This window comes from Marinomonas posidonica IVIA-Po-181, assembly GCF_000214215.1.
In the GTDB taxonomy this organism is placed as follows: Bacteria; Pseudomonadota; Gammaproteobacteria; order Pseudomonadales; family Marinomonadaceae; genus Marinomonas; species Marinomonas posidonica.
Genome location: NC_015559.1, coordinates 1,449,913 through 1,468,963 on the forward strand (window position 1 = coordinate 1,449,913; position 19,051 = coordinate 1,468,963).

At 43.9% G+C, this 19,051-nt stretch carries 21 protein-coding genes; 19 read left to right on the plus strand and 2 right to left on the minus strand.

Going from position 1 to position 19,051, the window contains the following annotated elements; translation table 11 throughout:
- Positions 1-6: 6 nt before the first annotated feature.
- From MAR181_RS06780 to MAR181_RS06845, 14 genes are all read left to right on the plus strand, one after another.
- On the plus strand, positions 7-390 hold the full coding sequence (locus MAR181_RS06780) for a hypothetical protein (protein WP_013795860.1): 384 nt from the start codon (positions 7-9) through the stop codon (positions 388-390).
- Between the two features lie 373 nt (positions 391-763).
- Positions 764-1,066 carry a putative quinol monooxygenase gene (locus MAR181_RS06785; RefSeq protein ID WP_013795861.1) on the plus strand — a complete coding sequence of 101 codons (303 nt, stop codon included), beginning with the start codon at positions 764-766 and terminating at the stop codon, positions 1,064-1,066.
- Positions 1,067-1,449: 383 nt separating this feature from the next.
- Positions 1,450-1,893 carry a GNAT family N-acetyltransferase gene (locus MAR181_RS06790; RefSeq protein ID WP_013795862.1) on the plus strand — a complete coding sequence of 148 codons (444 nt, stop codon included), beginning with the start codon at positions 1,450-1,452 and terminating at the stop codon, positions 1,891-1,893.
- A gap of 171 nt (positions 1,894-2,064) precedes the next feature.
- The gene (locus tag MAR181_RS06795; RefSeq protein WP_013795863.1) at positions 2,065-2,802 is read left to right on the plus strand and encodes an SDR family NAD(P)-dependent oxidoreductase; all 738 of its coding nucleotides are present in this window, start codon (positions 2,065-2,067) and stop codon (positions 2,800-2,802) included.
- Positions 2,803-3,352: 550 nt separating this feature from the next.
- The gene (locus MAR181_RS06800; RefSeq protein ID WP_013795864.1) at positions 3,353-3,841 is read left to right on the plus strand and encodes a 2-thiouracil desulfurase family protein; all 489 of its coding nucleotides are present in this window, start codon (positions 3,353-3,355) and stop codon (positions 3,839-3,841) included.
- Between the two features lie 213 nt (positions 3,842-4,054).
- Positions 4,055-4,462: a DCC1-like thiol-disulfide oxidoreductase family protein gene (locus tag MAR181_RS06805; protein WP_013795866.1), complete on the plus strand. Its 408-nt coding sequence runs from the start codon at positions 4,055-4,057 to the stop codon at positions 4,460-4,462.
- Between the two features lie 77 nt (positions 4,463-4,539).
- A complete protein-coding gene (locus tag MAR181_RS06810) occupies positions 4,540-5,082 on the plus strand; it encodes a nucleotidyltransferase family protein (protein WP_013795867.1) in 543 nt (180 codons plus the stop codon).
- A 262-nt stretch (positions 5,083-5,344) separates the two neighbouring features.
- Positions 5,345-5,713, plus strand: a complete 369-nt coding sequence (locus tag MAR181_RS06815) for a DHCW motif cupin fold protein (RefSeq protein ID WP_013795868.1) — start codon at positions 5,345-5,347, stop codon at positions 5,711-5,713.
- A 70-nt stretch (positions 5,714-5,783) separates the two neighbouring features.
- Positions 5,784-6,431 carry a glutathione S-transferase family protein gene (locus MAR181_RS06820; protein ID WP_013795869.1) on the plus strand — a complete coding sequence of 216 codons (648 nt, stop codon included), beginning with the start codon at positions 5,784-5,786 and terminating at the stop codon, positions 6,429-6,431.
- 124 nt (positions 6,432-6,555) lie between these two features.
- A complete protein-coding gene (locus MAR181_RS06825) occupies positions 6,556-7,773 on the plus strand; it encodes a serine hydrolase domain-containing protein (RefSeq protein ID WP_013795870.1) in 1,218 nt (405 codons plus the stop codon).
- A gap of 125 nt (positions 7,774-7,898) precedes the next feature.
- Positions 7,899-8,267 carry a nuclear transport factor 2 family protein gene (locus MAR181_RS06830; protein ID WP_013795871.1) on the plus strand — a complete coding sequence of 123 codons (369 nt, stop codon included), beginning with the start codon at positions 7,899-7,901 and terminating at the stop codon, positions 8,265-8,267.
- 74 nt (positions 8,268-8,341) lie between these two features.
- The gene (locus MAR181_RS06835; protein ID WP_013795872.1) at positions 8,342-8,806 is read left to right on the plus strand and encodes a hypothetical protein; all 465 of its coding nucleotides are present in this window, start codon (positions 8,342-8,344) and stop codon (positions 8,804-8,806) included.
- Positions 8,807-8,940: 134 nt separating this feature from the next.
- Positions 8,941-9,582: an NAD(P)-dependent oxidoreductase gene (locus MAR181_RS06840; RefSeq protein ID WP_013795873.1), complete on the plus strand. Its 642-nt coding sequence runs from the start codon at positions 8,941-8,943 to the stop codon at positions 9,580-9,582.
- A gap of 161 nt (positions 9,583-9,743) precedes the next feature.
- The gene (locus MAR181_RS06845; RefSeq protein WP_041651224.1) at positions 9,744-10,280 is read left to right on the plus strand and encodes a DUF924 family protein; all 537 of its coding nucleotides are present in this window, start codon (positions 9,744-9,746) and stop codon (positions 10,278-10,280) included.
- A gap of 48 nt (positions 10,281-10,328) precedes the next feature.
- Here MAR181_RS06845 and MAR181_RS06850 read toward each other — a convergent pair whose 3' ends face one another.
- Positions 10,329-11,213 carry a LysR family transcriptional regulator gene (locus tag MAR181_RS06850; RefSeq protein ID WP_013795875.1) on the minus strand — a complete coding sequence of 295 codons (885 nt, stop codon included), beginning with the start codon at positions 11,211-11,213 and terminating at the stop codon, positions 10,329-10,331.
- Positions 11,214-11,331: 118 nt separating this feature from the next.
- Here MAR181_RS06850 and MAR181_RS06855 point away from each other — a divergent pair, with 118 nt between their 5' ends.
- Together MAR181_RS06855 and MAR181_RS06860 are read left to right on the plus strand one after the other, a co-directional pair.
- Positions 11,332-12,531 (plus strand): oxidoreductase, encoded by a 1,200-nt coding sequence (locus MAR181_RS06855; RefSeq protein WP_013795876.1) that lies wholly within the window; start codon positions 11,332-11,334, stop codon positions 12,529-12,531.
- A 295-nt stretch (positions 12,532-12,826) separates the two neighbouring features.
- Positions 12,827-13,645: an alpha/beta fold hydrolase gene (locus MAR181_RS06860; RefSeq protein ID WP_013795877.1), complete on the plus strand. Its 819-nt coding sequence runs from the start codon at positions 12,827-12,829 to the stop codon at positions 13,643-13,645.
- Between the two features lie 69 nt (positions 13,646-13,714).
- On the opposite strand, the gene MAR181_RS06865 is transcribed toward MAR181_RS06860, so the two are convergent.
- Positions 13,715-15,022, minus strand: coding sequence for a murein transglycosylase domain-containing protein (locus tag MAR181_RS06865; RefSeq protein WP_245546221.1), 1,308 nt, complete (start codon positions 15,020-15,022; stop codon positions 13,715-13,717).
- A gap of 276 nt (positions 15,023-15,298) precedes the next feature.
- Between MAR181_RS06865 and MAR181_RS06875 the strand changes: the two genes are divergently transcribed.
- From MAR181_RS06875 to dgcA, 3 genes are all read left to right on the plus strand, one after another.
- On the plus strand, positions 15,299-16,276 hold the full coding sequence (locus tag MAR181_RS06875; RefSeq protein ID WP_013795880.1) for a dipeptidase: 978 nt from the start codon (positions 15,299-15,301) through the stop codon (positions 16,274-16,276).
- Between the two features lie 56 nt (positions 16,277-16,332).
- Positions 16,333-16,878 carry a DUF5943 domain-containing protein gene (locus MAR181_RS06880; protein ID WP_013795881.1) on the plus strand — a complete coding sequence of 182 codons (546 nt, stop codon included), beginning with the start codon at positions 16,333-16,335 and terminating at the stop codon, positions 16,876-16,878.
- Positions 16,879-16,961: 83 nt separating this feature from the next.
- Complete coding sequence (gene dgcA, locus MAR181_RS06885; RefSeq protein WP_013795882.1) at positions 16,962-19,028, plus strand: dimethylglycine demethylation protein DgcA; 2,067 nt, start codon at positions 16,962-16,964, stop codon at positions 19,026-19,028.
- Positions 19,029-19,051 lie beyond the last annotated feature (23 nt).

Sequence of the window (19,051 nt, forward strand, 5' to 3'; positions counted from 1 at the left end):
CAAGTAATGTATATCCGTTTTGAAACGACTCTTTGTTTTCAGGGAACTCAACATCATAAAGGTATTTTCGCGGCAATGGGGGATTTGAAACGGATGAAGAAGATGTCAGAAGCCGAAGAAGCATGGTATGTAGAAGCCGCTAACTGGTTTAATACAAACCTACCAAATCCATCATGTTTTGACTCATCAATTTCAGAAGAAATAAAGTTTAAAGCGAAAAGCTGGTTTGTATTAGCACCATCCGATTTTATAAAAAACGCAAGAGAAGTTGTAGCGATTTTACAAAAATACGGTATTGTCGTTAATGAGTTAAGAACAGAAGTACCGGGAATCATTCTTTATAAAGACGTATTCCAAGTCGTCGCTCTACCGAGTGATAAAAAAGTTTAGAGAATTTTGGGGGAAGATCACATTAAAGGGATCAGAGCCTTTTTAACCACTTCATCATGTCATGGAAAACACACGAGTTGTCCTTTTCTCTTACTTCAAAGGGAAGGCTAGGGTGCTTGTTTCTATCACCTCACATTGCTTGTTAGATGAAAGCAACAAAGCTTGTTTTTCGGGTGGCCAAGATGTTGCACATTTTGTCTATATTTTTTCCTAAAAGAACTTGTTTTTTTGACTAGTGCCAAATAAAAAATCATTTTATTATCAATTAGTAAGGGTTTATAGCGTGCTATTTTTTAGATATGGAAACGCTGTGCCTTGCTTAACAGAAGTTTAAATAACGCATATGCGTACTATTCGCCTCAAGGATACTAAAATGATCATTGCCATTGTAAAAGCGTCAATTCTGAACGGTAAACACAAAGAGTTAAGGGAAGTCGCAAATATTCTTCAATTTGAATATGCTCCGAAAGAAGACGGGTGTGAAGAATATGAGTCGTTCATTGATGGAGATACTTTTATAACGATCGAACGTTGGCGGGATCAGGCGTCCTTAGATTGGCATTTAAAAGCGGCTCATGTCGAAGAATACGTTCCAAAACTAAGAGAATGTGTGGTGGACGGTTGCTTTGACGTACAGTTTATTCAATCAGATGATGTGAGTTTCGCCCGAATCTGAGTGTGATTTATATTGTAAAATATACTTAATCGTTGTGGTGGTTAACCATTTCTGTGCACGGACACAGACGGCGTCACTCGTTTTGTGTCTGTCGCAGCCTGCTAATTTTACAGGAAGAGGTTCTTTGCAGTATGTGCTGGTGAGCAAGAGGTTATTTACGCAGTAAAGTTAAGTTGAAAAAATTTCAATCTGTTTTTAATAAAATTAGTGGGACTATGCTAATAGGTGCAGGTTCTATTACAGCAACGTTGCAGAAGTAAGGGCTAACAAGAACCTCAACCAGACGGCTAAAGCGGCCCAATTTTTTCCATGAGACGCAAAAAGCTGCGTCGGCACACCGCAGGTTAGATTGATGTTAGCTGTATAAATCACATGAGGTTAAAATGGACGAATATATTGAGCTTGATTTGCTTACTCTATCAAAGCTTTCAGAAGAAGCCGGTATGCCGATAGATGTAAATAAGTATCAAGCTTCATTGGCTTCGGCAAAAGAAGCAGGTTTATTATTCGAATGTCGAAAAAATGGTGATCTTCTAGGTTATTTTATACTTCGAGAGCTAGCTAAAGACGTGTGGTTTGTTCCAATGTTTGTTGTGCATCCAAACCATCGAAACAAAGTGGTATTTTGGTCGTTATTCTCTCAATTGAAGAAATTCATAACTAAGCATCATGTGGTTACCTTGATAAGCAATGTTTATCGTAATAATGAATTGTCTAATAATTTTCATAAGAGACTTGGTTTTTTTGTTACACGCGAAAATGAACATGGATTTGAGTATACGCTTGAAATAAATGATAAGTTGCGTAAAAAGTGGCAAGAAATTTAAGAAATACAGCTAACAATGCTTTTAAGCCTGATTCGTAAACAGGTGCCGATTCCGCTTCGCTTTATTTTGGCACTCGTTCACTCATAGCTTAAGGTGGCGTTAGCCGTTTTCGAGTTGGTGTCGATTAGCCGATGCTTACCTAATGAGTTCAATATTGGAAAGGAGTCTCAATTGAAAACAGTATTGGTTACAGGTGGTTCAAAAGGAATTGGATTGGAATCGGTGCTTAGGTATACGGAACTTGGTTATCGTGTAGTTACATGCTCTCGCAATGAATCAGTCTGGATTAATGTAATCGAGAAATTTCCTCAGCTTAAATCAGTTGATTACCAAGTAGTTGATATATCCAATGATACAAGTCTTGAAGAGTTTTTCTTATATATCAAAAGTCAGTATAAATACCTCGATATTGCTATAAATAATGCTTCACCCGCACTTGAGTCTAGAGGGGATTTTTGTCAAGTGGATACAGCATTGTTAGAAGCTACATTCAGGGAGGATTTTTGGGCGCATGCACATTGTATAAAGCATGAACTTAATTTGATGAAAGAGGGTTCAACAATTATAAACATAAGCTCTATAAATGGCTTGAGACCAACACCAAATGCAGCAATGTATAGTGCAGCTAAACATGCTTTAGAAGGGTTAACACGATCAGTCGCGCTAGAAAGTATTAAATCTGGTATTCGAGTTAATGCGGTGGCTCCAGGTGTGACATGGACGCCCCGTTGGGAAGAGCAGCAAGTTGAGTCACCAAATATACGCGAATATGTATCGGACGCTGTTCCGATAAAGAGGTTTGCAAAAGTAAATGAAATTGTAGATGCAATTGAATTTTTATCATCTGATAAAGCTAGCTATATTGTTGGACATACACTGGTCGTGGATGGTGGTATATCTTTGGCATAGATCGCTAACAAAGCTTTTAAGTCTGTTTTGTGAATGTATGCGGAACTCGCTACCGCTCGCTCGGCGTTTGCGGCGTTAAGCCTCCCGTAGTTCAGTAGTGGGAGTTAACTTCAACTTAAGGAGAAAACCATGAATGAATGAGAAGTCGTAAAAGAAGACTTGGAAACATTTTTTTCTGATGATGAGGCTCTTATTGCAGAAGCTCCAACAGAAGAAAAGCAAATAAATGACGAAGAAGAAAAGCTTTACTCAAATAGTGATTCTGCTCTCATGAGGTCTTGCGCAAGAATTCGATATGGCTCATCTTGTGGTTTTGCAAAATCTGGCCGCCTGTATATGTCGTAAACGCAAGAAATGATAAACGTGTCAGAGCGACTGTCAGAGTAAAGTCGCGTCAAGGAATAAATAATGGCCAATACGATAGAGTGCACGTTATACCGGCGGGAAGTGAAAAGCAGACTTATTCGCACCTTTCTTAAGTCCTATAACAAGCCCATTATCCTCTCTGTATTGGGGCGTTTATTATTTCTTACACAAAAAGGTGTTTTGCGTGGAAAAGGTTTTAGTTAGTTCATGCTTGGTTGGCAATAAAGTTCGATACAATGCCAGCTGTCTCTCAATTCCAGAGCCCGATTGGCGCTGGCTTCAATCAAACGTAGAATTAATTGTCTTTTGTCCTGAGGTGTCAGCAGGTCTGCCTACTCCTAGAGCGTCTGCTGAAATACTTTCTGGATTTGGTGTTGATGTGCTTGATGGTTCTGCGAGCGTTTTAGGTAATGATGGCGTTGATGTCACTAGTCAATTTGTACTTGGGGCTGAGAATGCGTTAGCGCTTTGCCAAAAACAACAAATAAAGTATGCGGTGCTTGCAGAGGGCAGCCCTTCTTGTGGTAGTTCAAAGATTTACGATGGTTCATTTAGCGGTATTAAAATTGAAGGCTCAGGGGTAACCGCGGCATTGTTGGAGCGTAAAGGCATCAAAGTATACAATCAGCATGCGATCGGCGAGCTCCGAAGCGCTTTGGAAACACATAACTAACGAGGCGTTTAAGACGGATTGATGAGGCTCGACTTACCCTCATGACATATTGATCGGGATGTTGCACTGGTGTGTTTATTCCATATTGCTTGTATCGCGTGGAAATGGCCTTCTTATGAAAGACGATCTGAGTCCACACCCTCGCAAGCGCATTCAAATTCACCCACAAAAAAACGTGGCATGGACTCGCCTTTATGCTGGAGGGCTATCTGAGTGAAACGGGAAGAAATACTGCTTGTTTATGATCACGAATGTCCTGCTTGTCATGCCTACTGTCAGGTGATCAGGATTCGCGATAGCGTGGGAGATTTGCGCATAGTGGATGCAAGGGAAGACAACGCTGTTATGGAAGAGATTACCTCTCAAGGTCTCGACATCGACCAAGGAATGGTGCTCAAGATGGGCGGACAACTCTATTATGGCGCAGATGCCATTCATGCCCTGGCGCTGATTGGCAGCCGATCAGGCCTATTCAATCGAATGAACTATTGGATGTTCAAATCGAAAACCGCAGCATTCATTCTCTATCCCATGCTGAGGTTTTGTCGAAGTATTTTGTTAAAACTACTGGGCAAAACAAAAATCAATAATCTCAACATCGAAGGCAATGATAAATTCTAACGGCCTCAAACCAATGCATCCTAATGTCTTTTGAGTGATGTAATGACAAATAAAATAGAGTAAGGAATGGCGACTAAATGACGCATGACGACCAAGTGAAGAAATGGATTGAAGCCGACAAAGAGCGCATGGCGGCACTCAGAATCGCAGCTTCTTTGAAATTGGACGATTGGTGTCTGTCGGCTGGATTTGTTCGCAATCTTATTTGGGATAAGCTCCATGATAAAGCGGTGAGCACTCCGCTTAATGACATTGATCTGATTTACTTTAACCCTGATGTCACGGATGAAAGCGTTGATTTGAGTTATGAGTCAAGGTTGAAGTCTTTGAGTCATCATCCTTGGTCCGTTAAAAATCAAGCAAGAATGCATCAGCGTAACCATGATTTACCCTATTTATCTTGCTCAGATGCAATGAGTTATTGGGTTGAGATAGAGACGTCCGTTGGCGTGACCTTAATCGATAATGAAATCACTATTGTGGCGCCTTTTGGTTTAACCGCGAACTTTAATAAAACCATCACGCTGAACTCTAAACGACCAAAGCCCCAAGCATTTACCGAGAGGGTGACGAGCAAAAAGTGGTGTGACTTGTGGCCACAACTCACACTGATTTCTTAACGGGATTCTGAAAACGGTAGCGTGCAAATCATCATTTTTTCATAAGGTGCCAGAGCTATTTTCCCCCATTGTCGGCTGGTGAATTGCTTTTTACATGCGACACCCAAGTAAATTTTGACGTGGTGGCGTAGCAACATAGGCTTTAACGTGCGCTGATAATGTCAGTGTGGACAGAAGGATGTAATGAATGCCATCCTTACCATTTGTATTGATTGAATGACGTCTGTTTTTCAATCTGGGCAATCTTTAAATTGGAGTGATCATGGAAAGTTTAAGTATCCCGTTTCAGACAATAGATTGGAAAGGTGTTCCTCGAACTGAGCACCAGGGCGAAACTGGGACAGCTTATTGGCAAACAATTGAATTCGAAGGTTTGAGAGTTCGACTTGTTGAGTATTCCGAAAACTATAAAGCAGACCACTGGTGTGAAAAAGGGCACATTGTTTACTGTTTAGAAGGAGAAGTGGTAAACGAGTTAAAAGATGGTACCAAATCCATGTTACAGTCTGGCATGTCATACATAGTGTCAGATGATCTTAGTTCCCATCGCTCGATCACGGCTGAGAAGGGCGTTAAGTTACTCATCATTGACGGTGTGTTTTTACAATCCAATGTCAAGCAAGTCGCTTAAATCGGAGAAATGACAGTCGGTTAGTGTTTCTCGGCTATAAAATTGCGACATTAGTGACCAGGAGTCAGTTTTGTTCAAGCTTTATTATTACCCAAACACAGCGAGCCTAGCACCTCACTTTTTGCTGCATCATGTAAACGCAGACTATGAACTCTTGTTCGTAGATAAAAAATCAAACGTTCAGAAGTCTGCAGATTACCTTAGACTCAATCCAGCAGGCCGAATTCCGACCTTGGTTGTCAATGACCAGCCTATTTTCGAAAGCCCGGCCATTTGCATGCATATATGCGAATTGCACCCTGAATCAAATTTAATGCCGCCCATAGGTCACCCTCAACGCCCGTTATTTTACCAATGGCTGGCGTTTCTGAATAACACACTTCAAGCCGAAATAATGGTTCGCTATTACCCTCATCGCCATACCAATGATGACACGACGATTCCAAATCTTGTCGCCGCACAAGATGACAGAATTGCGGATGCTCTCTCCATAATCAACGACCAGCTTGAGCACAATGAGTACTTACTTGGTGACAGTCTGACAGCCTGTGATTACTTTCTGTTTATGCTTTCCGAATGGTCTTTGATAATCGAAAGGTCTCCCCTGACTTTTGAGAACTTAGCGGCCTATTTGAAACGACTCTGTTCAAATCCGACCATCAAAGCCGTTTGCGATATGGAGGGCATTGATCTCACGCCATTTAAGTCATATTCATAGCAAAGCGTTAAAGGCGTAGCGGTGTAAGTTTTGTTGCAGAAATCAACCGCGAAATTGTTTGTGTGGTGTTGGTTGGTACGGATGGTGATCTTGTATCGTTTTTATTTAATCAGGGTGTGTGGATATGCCGCGAATAAAACATAAAGTTTTGATCTGGGTTGCTTGTCTATGTACATTGATTCTTGTCGTCCTTGTCTATTTGATACAGACAGGGGGGCGAGATCGATCTAGGGAATCTCAACCTGTAAGGTTCCTCGACATCACCAGAATAGGGGCGGCTGATAGTCAATATTTAGGCTGGGATCCGAATGGTCTCGATGAGGTATTTGGTTACTTAGCAACGCTGAGTAGCGATACCTTGGTGATCGTTACTAAGGGCCAGACTGTGGCTTCTTTTGGTGATCTAAAAACGCCTTATCGCACTCACCCTATTCGCAAAGCCTTTCTTAGCGCCTTAGTTGGACAACACATTGGCCCAAATTCTGGGCAAATACGGCTTGATGCAAGATTACAAGATTTGGGTATAGATGATACGCCGCAGTCTCTCACGCATATGCAAAAACAAGCGACCGTTAAGCACTTGTTGAAAAGTACGTCTGGCATCAATCATCCCGCTGCGGCCGGTGGCGGATTTGTTAACGACACCAACCTCCGTTTAGGCGTTGAGCAGAATAAACCCGGTACGGTATGGGCCTATAACAATTGGGATTACAATGCACTTACCACGATTTTTGAAGAACGGACTGGATGGACAATAGCGGAAGGGTTTCAGATAGGAATTGCGCGGCCTACGTTAATGAAGGACTTTACATTGAATTCCGTGTCCTACATTAGTGAACCAGAATTATCACAACATAAGGCCGCGGCATTCCGTATGTCGGCTGGTGATCTGATTAAATTTGGGCAACTTTATCTCGACAATGGACAGATGAATAATCAGCAAATCATACCCTCCTCATGGATTGATCGTATTACGACGGATTTTACCAAGACGGGACGCGATGATTTGAGATGGGGGCACGGTTATTTATGGTGGATTCCAAATCCAGAAACCGGTTTGCCGACGGGGTCATTTTGGGCGTGGGGGCTTGGAAACCAAGCCATCTTTGTTATTCCAGAATGGGAGACTGTGATCGTTCACCAATCTGATACTACTGAGTTTCTGAATCGATTCATGCCTATGATCGAAGAGGGTCAGGAGGCCGAAGCGGCGATTGAGCAATTGGTTCTATCGTGTGTAAAACGCGATAATCGAAAAAGTGAGTATTGCATCGAACATCGCTTCACAACTCGGCGTGAATTTAACACACTCATCTCACTTATTATCCATGCACGCATTTAGATTCTTGTGTGGTGATCAGTTATCGGTTTCATGTAAACCGCATCACAAATATAGCACATTCGCCCTTTGGGCCGACCTCGTTCCTACGTCGTCCGCCTGTATGAATACATTAAGAGGTTAAAGAATTGACTCCTCAGAATACGATGAAGAAATATGAACGAGCGTTAGCCAGTCAGGACTGGGGTTTAGTTGAGCCTCTCCTGCATAAGGATATTTGCGTTACCTTTTCGAATGGCACATATAAGGGCCTGCATGAGGTTAAATCTGTATTTGAAAGCAACTTTGCTTCCATTAAAAATGAGAAATATACCATTTCAAATCTACATTGGGCGCACATTTCCAATACCAGTGCTGTGTGTTTATACGAGTTTAACTGGAAAGGTATGATAAACGGGGAGTTATGTTCCGGTGGTGGTAGAGGGACCTCGGTACTAATATTTGAAGACGAGCAATGGCAAATTATGACGGAGCATTTGGGACTAAATGCTTCTTAAACATCCTCAGCCGTTGATGCGAAAAAACGCGTATAACGGCGACACACATCCGGCATTTAGGGGGCCAGCAGAATATGACATTTGATGCGACTGAAAGCGATATAGAATTCAAGAACCGAGTGGAATCGTGTGATTTTCCGGCCTCCGATTTTAGTCACCGTGCTCATTTGCGTCTTGCTTACCTCTATTTAACCGAGAACAATACGCAAGAGTCTTCAGAACGGATGCGGAACACTCTGAATCGCTTTCTTATTCATAATGGTGTTGATCCTTCAAAGTTTCATGAAACCTTAACTAAATCATGGGTTTTAGCCGTGCATCATTTTATGAAGAAGACAGGAAGTTCGGTGTCTGCTGACGACTTTATTGATAAGAACCCCGAGATGCTCGACACCAACATCATGCTGACACATTATTCTGCAGAAGTATTATTTTCCGATAAAGCACGTGCTGAATTTGTTCAACCTGACCGTGACCCAATCCCTAGGCACGAAGAATCGATGTCTAATGAGGTGACTGGGTACAATGCCCTTCAATGACAAGCTGCTTTGTCTGTTGTTTTTTCGAGGGAGCATTGCTGCTAGCGAATCTACTTGATCATTTTTCCCCTTAGTTGTTAAAGTGAAAATCGAATATTGATATGACGTAAGACACAATCAGAAGGGTGGATTGAATGAATATTGCGATTTTAGGTGCCTCGGGATTTACTGGAAAGGTGTTGCTCGAAAAGGCTTTAGAGCGAGGGCATGCAATTAAGGTGTTGGCGAGGAATCCTGAGAAGTTGGCCTCTTTTGGGGATTCGATCCAGGTGATTGAGGGAGATTATCTTAATCAGCAGGCGATCAATCAAGTGGTGGAGGGCGTCGATGTTGTGATCTCGACCATAGGAGCTCCCGCCACGAGAAAAACGTCTCTCACTGCGAATGATTTTGCCGATGCCATGACTCATCTCGTCATGGCTATGGAAAAGGGCGGCGTTAAAAGGCTCATTAATTTAGCCAGTGCCGGAACCCGATTTAAAGGGGAAAAAGTCAGTTTTATAAGAGGTGTGATAAGACTGTTTTTTTCACTTACAGCCCCTGTTGTTATTCCAGCGAAAGAAAAAGAATTGGCCATTGTGCAGCAGTCTAGCTTGGACTGGACAAGCATTCGTCCCCCCCTCATACAAGACAATGTGCCGGGATCTTTACAGGCCAGTGTCGAGTTTCTTAACGGAAATAAAGTCGACGTTGTCCAACTAGCGAATTTCATGTTGGACAATATTGATTCGCAAGATTGGATTAAAAAAGCGCCCTTTGTGATCTCAAAAGTGTGATCTCAAAAGTGTGATCTTAAAAGTGTGATCCATGATTAAGAAAATTCTAACACTTGAGTCTAAGCTGAAGGTATTGTCATTGGGTCGTTGCCAGTAGCGACCTGAAAGGTGTGCTGTGTTTCTAGGTTTTTATTGCCTAAGACTTAGTCGAGGAGGGGGTTATCTATACTGATATTTTAGAGTTTTGGTTTGAGCAAGTGGATGAATCTAAATGGTGGAGTAAAGACGACGCTTTTGACCAGTTGATTTGTCAAAAATATTCAGACCTTCATGCGGCGGCAAACGCGTGTGAGTTATATTCATGGCGGCAATCTGCACAAGGTCGACTTGCCGAAATCATTGTGTTGGATCAGTTTTCCCGAAACATGTTTCGGGAGACCCCTAAGGCTTTTGCGTCCGATTCGCTGGCGCTGGCATTGGCGCAAGAAGCGATTAGCTTAAAGCAGGATGAGATCTTGAGTGCGCGTGAAAGGAGCTTTATGTATATGCCTTTTATGCACAGTGAATCGCTTAAAATTCATCAGCGTGCGGAAGCGCTGTTCAAGCATAATGGGATTGAGGCCAGTTACCAATTTGAAATAAAACACAAGCAGATCATTGAGGCGTTTGGTCGTTATCCACATCGTAATGCTATTTTAGGTCGAGTCTCAACGGCGGCTGAAGAGGCGTTTTTGCAACAGCCAGGATCTAGTTTTTAGAGCGAAGCGAAAGTGTGGCATGACGTCTTAGTGACAGTAGCCAACACTTCATTCCGCCGTCATTGCGGACAGTTTGTCCCTAAGCTGCTCTCGAAAAGCCATGACCGCTGGGCTCACTTGTTCTCTGCTCGGGCAAATTAAATGCAGTTCAACAGGAGGGGACGAGTAATCCGTTAACAGTGGCACTAGCTGACCACTTTCTAACTCGGTATGAATGTCGATTAGCGAACGGTAGGCGATGCCTTTTCCGGCAAGTGCCCAGCGTTTGACTATGTCTGTGTCATTGCTGACTCTCTTACCTTCTACTTGTATTTGGCTGTTCGCATAATCCCACTGATTAAACAGGCGACCCGCTCGGCGGTATAACAAGCAATGATGGTTTGCTAACTCTTCTGGTGTAGCAGGTTCTCCATGGACGGATAGATAATCCGGCGAAGCGCAGGTGATTCGTTTCACTCTAGCGATCTCAAAGGACACCATGGCGGAATCTTCAGGCTTACCGTAACGCAGCGCCAGATCAACAGGCTCCAGAAAAAAGTCCGAAATGGAATCACCTACAGTCAAATCAATTGACAAGAGTGGGTGTATTTCAAGGAATTCATCTAGCCAGGGTAAAAGCGTATTACGACCTAAATCTGATGGCACAGACAGTCTCAATGTTCCTGTCATGTTACCTTGTGTTTGAAGGGCTGAGAGACGACCTTGTTCTAGGCTATGCATGGCCTGACGACAATGGAATAAAAATTGTTCGCCCTGTGGTGTGATTCTCAACTGTCGAGTGCTGCGAATAAATAATGGCACGCTCAGTTGCTTTTCTAATCGTTTAAGCGCTGAACTGACTCCGGCGGGGGTAATGTTTAATTGGTTCGCCGTTGCTGTTAGGCTGCCTGTTTCAGCGATGCGAATAAATAAATCCAAGTCTGATAGCTTCATTATTAACGTATGCTTAAAAGTCTTTAAAGTATTAGTGTGTTTTTAGTTTAATAAGAATGCTCCACAATGTCTCTAACTTGTTCATTTCCTGTTCACATTTTCAGCGTTGGAGGGACATATGACATTCTCATTAAAGCCGAAAAATTTACTGGATCAGCCATTCGTATTACCTTGTGGTGCAATCATCAAAAATCGCCTGATTAAATCCGCCATGTCCGATTCACTTGCAGATGGCGAAGGCAACCCCACTGACCGACAAATTCGCCTTTATGAACGGTGGGCTGAAGGTGGTGTTGGATTGTCCATTATCGGGGAAGTACAAATTGACCCAAAATACCCTGAAACACCGGGGAATCTTGTTTTGGATCCGCAATCAAACGGGCAAGCGTTAAGGGCATTAACCTCTCGAGCTTCAGTGAATGATGCGCACATATGGGCTCAATTAGGTCATGCGGGGGCACTTGCTTACCAACCGCTTAGTCAAGTGAAAGGCCCATCCGCTCTTAAGATAGGGGACTTCGAATGTTTGGGCATGTCAGAACAAGAAGTCTCTCAGTTACCTGAGATGTATGCTAAAGCAGCAAAAATAGCAAAAGACGCTGGATTTACTGGGGTGCAAATCCATGCAGGCCATGGCTTTTTACTCAGTCAGTTTTTGTCACCACTGTTTAATCGTCGAACCGACCTGTATGGGGGTACGGTCGAAGCGCGTAGCCGAATTATAGTCGACATCCTTCATAAGCTTCGATTCACCTTGGGTGATAGATTTCCCATTGGCATCAAGATCAATTCTTCGGATCAACTGGACGGTGGTTTAACATCGCAAGAAGCACTAGAAGTCATTCGTATTCTTGATCAGACCTCCGTTGACTTGATCGAGATCAGTGGTGGCAGTTATTTCCCCGGGGCAAAGGCGAGTTCGGACGCGGCTTCGAATGGCCCTTATTTTGTCGATTTTGCCATGAACGCAAGAAACATGACCAAGATTCCCCTGGTGGTCACTGGTGGTTTTAAAACCTGTGAACAAGTTCTCAAGGCCTTGTCTGCCAAGTGTGCTGATTTTGTTGGATTAGGGCGCGCCTTCATTCTTGAACCCGAACTTGCGCGAGATTGGACCAAAGGAATAGAGACACAAGCTGATTTTCCAACCTTCAAATCACCACCTAGTGGGGGAGTGACGGCATGGTATACCATGGCTTTAAGCGAGATAGCGAATGATAGGGAAAGAGAGGTTGAGCTCGATCTATCTATGGCGATTCAGGCATATGAAGATCGTGATAAACGCCGAGTTGATAGATGGCGAGCTAAATTCCAGTAGCGTTATTCTCGGGGACCTTGATGGCATCTGACGGGCCATATTCTGCCTGGTTATTCTGCCTGGTTATTTTGGTACTGGCGATAGCATTAAAGTGAATGGATGAGACTCTACGTTGGTTGTCAATGTCAGCCATGTTGCAAGCGCTTTGCCTGTGTTCGGTCTGATAAATAATATGCTATGGTCAGACAGACCGCCCCCATAATTTTCTATAATTTGGTTAAATAAGAACTTATTACGGCTCTGTGCTGATAGCACATTTTTCGCTGAGTAAGAGATTTTATTTAAGGAGTCAAACTTGAGTAATTGGAATCTTCCTTATACCTATCAATACCAAGGGCGAGACGTTAAGTACGGAATCAAAGGTGAGGGCGAGCCTCTGATTTTGGTCCATGGTACACCTTGGTCATCTTTCAATTTGAGGCATTTGATTCGAGACTTATCTTGCCATTATAAGGTGTATTATTTTGATCTGCTTGGCTATGGAGAATCAGATAAAAGCGACGCGGATGTTTCTCTTGGAATACAAAATAAGTTACTAGATGCGTTAGTTGATCACTGGGGGTTAGACTTGCCTTTTATTGTCGGTCATGATTTTGGTGGCACGACAGTATTGAGGAATCATATCCTAGATAAGCGCGACTATAAAAAAATGGCTGTCATAGATCCTGTTGCACTATCTCCCTGGGGGTCGCCTTTCTTCAAACATATCGAAAAACATGAAAGTGCTTTTTCGGGTGTTCCTGATTATATTCATTCCGCAATAGTCGAAGCCTATATAAAAACGGCTGCCTATCAAACACTATCACAAGAGACAATCGATGGAATATTAGCCCCTTGGGAGGGAGAACAAGGTAAAAAAGCCTTTTATCGACAGATTGCTCAAGCCGATTCCGTTTTTACGGATGACTTTCAAGATAAGTTTAACGCGGTAAACGCACCGGTTCTTATATTGTGGGGAGAAGAAGACAAATGGATTCCTTGCGAGCAAGCGTATTTACTTCAACGTAAAATAACAGGTGCCAAGCTTGTGATAGTGCCTGAAACAGGGCATCTTGTGATTGAAGAGGCCCCTGCCGTGTTATCTGCTGAGATCAAGGCGTTCTTTGAAAGCTGAGTAGATCATAAATCGTGGTCATGTAATACTCCAAAAAACTACCCACACACGTAGCACTACAGCGTAAATTTACTCGTAGTTTTTCTTCGCTTTGGTGACTTTTTCTAAGTATTTCCGTGATTCGGCTCTGGGGTGTTTGTACCTCAGAAGTTGGTACACCTGACTGGCTGAGGTCTGGTTGATTTTGTTCATTGCCGTGGTGCGGTTGCTGTCAAAGGTTTTGAGAACGTTGCCAGTGCCGCCGTTATACGCTGAGATCATAGAGTATTCTTGGCTGGTTTTATTGCTGACCTTCACAAGATAACGGGTTTGTAATATGTGCAGGTAAGCGCTGCCAATGTCGATGTTTTGTTCTGGAGAAAAGAGCACATCTTTGCTGGGCTGCCCCGATTTCTTCTTCACTAGGTTGTACACGTCTTTGCCTGCTGTGGCGGGCACCACTTGCATTAATCCGTACGCGTTAGCAGGGCTGACGGCATAAGGGTTAAAAGAACTTTCGGTTTCTATGATGCCGTAAATCAAGGCCGGTTCGAGCTTGTAACGGTTCGCGGCCGCAATCACATACTTGCTGTATTTTTCTTGGCGTAAATGCTCGTGTTTTTCAACCAGATCAAATTCCACGGCATAAATGGTTTTGCCGCTGGCCGTGTTTTTTTGCAATTTGTTGGACACCAAATAATCCGCATAGCGCCCCGCGCGCCAAGGGTATTTTACTAACACGCCTTCGTTATCCAGCACTTGCGGATACAAGAAAGGTACGCCGTCGGTATTGGGCGCAGAGCTGGAGAAGATGTCGGTTTTGGTCGGATCTGCTGTGGTTAATAGGGTCGTTTTAACGGCTTCGATCAGAGCGTTTTTTGGGGCACGGCTGTTGACGGTTTCGACTCGCACTTTACCCTTATCAAAATCAACGATGGCCCGTGCTTGGTAGTCATTAACGTATTTGACGTATTTCTTCTTGTCGGGCAATTGGCTGTTGTCTTTGCCCCACTTCTTATTCACCTTTTGATCAAGGTTTTTGTATAGGGCTTGGATCGCTTTGAGGTCTGCTCGTATGAGATCGCGACTGACTTTCGCTTGTTTGGCAATGGCTTTGACATCATCAATGTTGTCCGCGTTTTGGATTTGCTTCGTCAGCGTTTTAACGGAATCTACTGAGTCAAAATTCAGCGCTGTTTGGCAACCCGATAGGGTCATAATTAACAGACTGCCAGAAGCTAAGGTGGTCAGGCGAGTTATCTTTTCGTACATCAATAAAGGTCCATAAACGCGAGGCTGGGTTATCTTATCAAGTAAGCTGCTGTTTGCCCATTTCTGTCTTAGTCGAATGTAATCGGTGGCTGATTCGTTCGGTATTGCTAAGACAATATTGACCAATATGTTGTTTCTTGCTGGAGGCTAGCTGAGCGACTTTCTATGTCTTGCAAAGGGGAGATGGATGCGACTAATTACCTAATGTGGCGTTCAGATCTTCGCTGTGAACCACCACTGGGTCTGCGCCTAGGCTGTGAATGGTCTTGTTGCAATAGGCTTATCTCTTTTGCCATGTCGGGCAAAGTCGCTTTTGGTGTGTCTCTAGTCGTTTCCAGCCAGCTTCCCAAGCTTTTGAAAAATTACACTGAGTTCATTGTTTAGATTCTTAAGGAAACCACGATGAATGCAGCAGAGTTACACGACAAAGCCATTGTGATTGATGGTTTGATTTGTGCCAAATGGAACCGTGAATTGTTCGAAGACATGGCGAAAGGGAAGCTGACTGCCGCCAATTGTACTGTGTCGTTTTGGGAAAATTTCGAGGGCACGGTGCGCAATGTGGTGGAGATGAATCAGTTAATCGAAGCCAACAGTGATTTGTTAACCAAGGTGTACACCACGGCAGACATTCATCGTGCCAAAGCCGAGGGCAAAACAGGCGTTATGATGGGCTTTCAAAATGCTCATGCGTTTGAGGACCAAATCGGTTATGTGCAGATCTTTAAGGATCTGGGCGTGGGCATTGTGCAGATGTGTTACAACACGCAGAACTTAGTCGGTACGGGCTGTTATGAGCGTGATGGTGGCTTGTCTGGCTTTGGTCGTGAAATTGTCGCGGAGATGAATCGTGTTGGTATGTTGTGCGATTTGTCTCATGTTGGTCCGAATACGGCGAAAGAAGTCATCATCGAGTCGAATAAGCCAGTGGCGTATTCTCACTGTTTACCATCTGGTTTAAAAGAACATCCGCGTAATCGCAGTGACGAAGAGCTTAAATTTATTGCGGACAATGGCGGGTTTGTCGGTGTCACCATGTTTACCCCTTTTCTGAAAGCCGGTGTAAACGCCACCGTTGATGATTATGTCGAAGCCATTCAATACATCTACAACATAGTCGGGGAAGATGCCATTGGCATTGGGACCGATTTTACTCAAGGTCATGGTCATGACTTTTTCGAATATTTAACCCATGACAAAGGCTACGCACGTCGTTTAACGCGTTTTGGCGAAATCATTAACCCTAAAGGTATTCGTACTGTCGGTGAGTTTCCTAATTTGACTGAAGCTTTGCTGAAACATGGTTTTAGTGAGCGTCAGGTGTGCAAGATTATGGGTGAGAATTGGGTGAACTTACTAAAAGAAGTTTGGGGTTCATGATACTGCGACTGCACTCAGTAATTTATTAATTGTTAGCGATTTTTGAGGAATAAACTATGTCTTTTCACGCACCAGAAATGCCAATTCAAGTAGACGATGATACCGGTGTTTGGACAACCGACGCCTTGCCTATGTTGTACGTGCCACGTCACTTTTTTGTGAATAATCATATGGGCATTGAGGACGAAATTGGTGCCGAGCGTTATGCCGACATCCTTTACAAAGCGGGTTATAAATCGGCTTATTTTTGGTGTGAGCAAGAGTCAGAATGTCATGGTATTTATGGTGAGGACATTTGGCATCATTATTTAAAACGCTTATGTCAGCGCGGCTGGGGTTTTTTCATTACGGAAGAATTGGACATTGAAAAAGGTACCGCGAAGGTGCGTTTGGAACATTCTGCCTTTGTCTATCACTACGAAAAAATTCACGGCAAGAAGGTAAATCGCAAAGTCGATTATATGTTTACGGGTTGGTTTGCCGGGGCCTTGGATCAAGTATTAGAGAGCAAAGGCTCTTCAATACGTACCAAAGCCATTCAGACCCAAAGTGGCGCTGAAGAAGGTCATGAAGTCGGTTATTTCCACGTTAGCCCTATGTAGTTTTGACAATAGCGCGGTGCGGGCAGGCATGGCGTTTTTTTCTATTATTTTCACGTTTTACCAGTTAAGCGGGAGTCTTTTTCATGTCCCAATATGATGTGCTGTTTGAGCCACTCAATATCAATAAATTAACCATTCGTAATCGTATTGTGAGTACCGCTCATGCTGAGGTTTATGCGACAGACGGCGGGATGACAACCGATCGTTATGTGAAGTATTACGAAGAAAAGGCCAAAGGCGGTTGTGGTCTTTGTATCTGTGGTGGTTCCAGTGTGGTGTCGATTGATAGCCCACAAAGCTGGTGGAGCTCAGTGAATTTGTCGACCGATCGTATTATTCCGCATTTTCAAAATCTTGCCGATGCGGTGCATAAGCACGGTGGCAAGATCATGATTCAAATTACCCATATGGGACGTCGTTCTCGTTGGGATGGTGAGAACTGGCCAAACTTGATGTCGCCTTCTGGTATCCGTGAACCGGTTCACCGTGCGACCTGTAAAACCATTGAAGTGGAAGAAATTTGGCGAGTGATTGGTGACTTTGTTCAAGCCGCACGTCGTGCCAAAGAAGGCGGTTTGGACGGAGTAGAATTATCGGCGGTTCACCAGCACATGATTGACCAATTTTGGTCCCCTCGTGTTAACAAACGCACCGATGAATGGGGTGGCACGTTTGAAGGTCGCATGAAATTCGGCATGGAAGTGCTAAAAGCCGTGCGTGAGGAAGTTGGCGCGGATTTTGTCGTGGGCATGCGCATCACTGGAGACGAATTCCATCCCGATGGTTTGAATCACGATGATATGAAGCAAATCGCACAATATTACGATGCCACTGGTCTGGTCGATTACTTCGGTGTCGTTGGGTCTGGTTGTGATACTCATAACACCTTAGCAAATGTGATTCCGAATATGAGCTATCCGCCTGAGCCGTTTTTGCATTTAGCCGCGGGCATAAAAGACGTGGTGAATGTGCCGGTGATTCATGCGCAAAACATTAAAGATCCGAATCAAGCCAAACGTATTTTGGAAGCCGGTTATGTGGACTTTGTCGGCATGACTCGAGCGCACATCGCAGACCCACATTTTATTGCCAAGATTAAAATGGATCAGGTGGATCAGATCCGTCAATGTGTGGGCGCGAACTATTGTATTGACCGTCAGTATCAAGGTTTGGACGTATTGTGTGTGCAGAACACCGCGACCTCGCGTGAGTACATGGGCATGCCGCATATCATCGAGAAAACCACTGGCCCGATCCGTAATGTGGTGGTGGTCGGCGGTGGACCGGGTGGTCTGGAAGCGGCTAGGGTTGCTGCTGAGCGTGGCCATAAGGTGACATTGATCGAAAAAGCCCCAGAGCTTGGTGGACAAATTACGCTGGCTGCAAGAGCGCCTCAACGTGATCAAATCGCGGGGATTTCCCGTTGGTTGATTATGGAGGTGGAGCGTTTAGGCGTCGACATTCGCTTGAATACGTCTGCTGATGTTGAACTGGTTCAATCGTTGAATCCAGATGTATGTATTTTGTGTACAGGTGGTCGTCCTTTCCTAGATCAGAACCCAGAATGGGGTGCAGCAGAAGGCTTGGTCGTGTCAACGTGGGACATTCTCAGTGGCAAGGTTGAGCCAGGTAAAAATGTACTCATCTATGACACCATTTGTGAATTCTCTGGTATGTCGGCCGCCGATTATCTGGCGTCGAAAGGCTCGCTGGTGGAATTAGTCACCGATGATATTAAGCCGGGTGTTGGTATCGGGGGGACGACCTTCCCAACCTATTATCGTTCCTTGTATGAGAAAGAAGTCATTATGACGTCGGACATGCTGTTGGAAAAAGTCTATCGGGAAGACGACAAGCTGGTAGCAGTATTGGAAAACGAATACACAGGTCAGCAAGAAGAGCGTGTGATTGATCAGGTTGTGGTGGAAAACGGTACTCGTCCGAATGAAGCATTGTATTACGACTTAAAAGCCGATTCGGTGAATAAGGGACAAATAGACAATGAAGCTTTGTTTGATATTAAGCCTCAACCTGAGCTGTTAGCAAACGACCTTGATGGCATGATTTTGTGGCGGTTAGGGGATTGTGTGTCACAGCGCAATATTCATGCGGCGATGTACGATGCTTTACGTCTTTGTAAGGACCTATAAGAGACGATGGGGAAGCTTGAAAG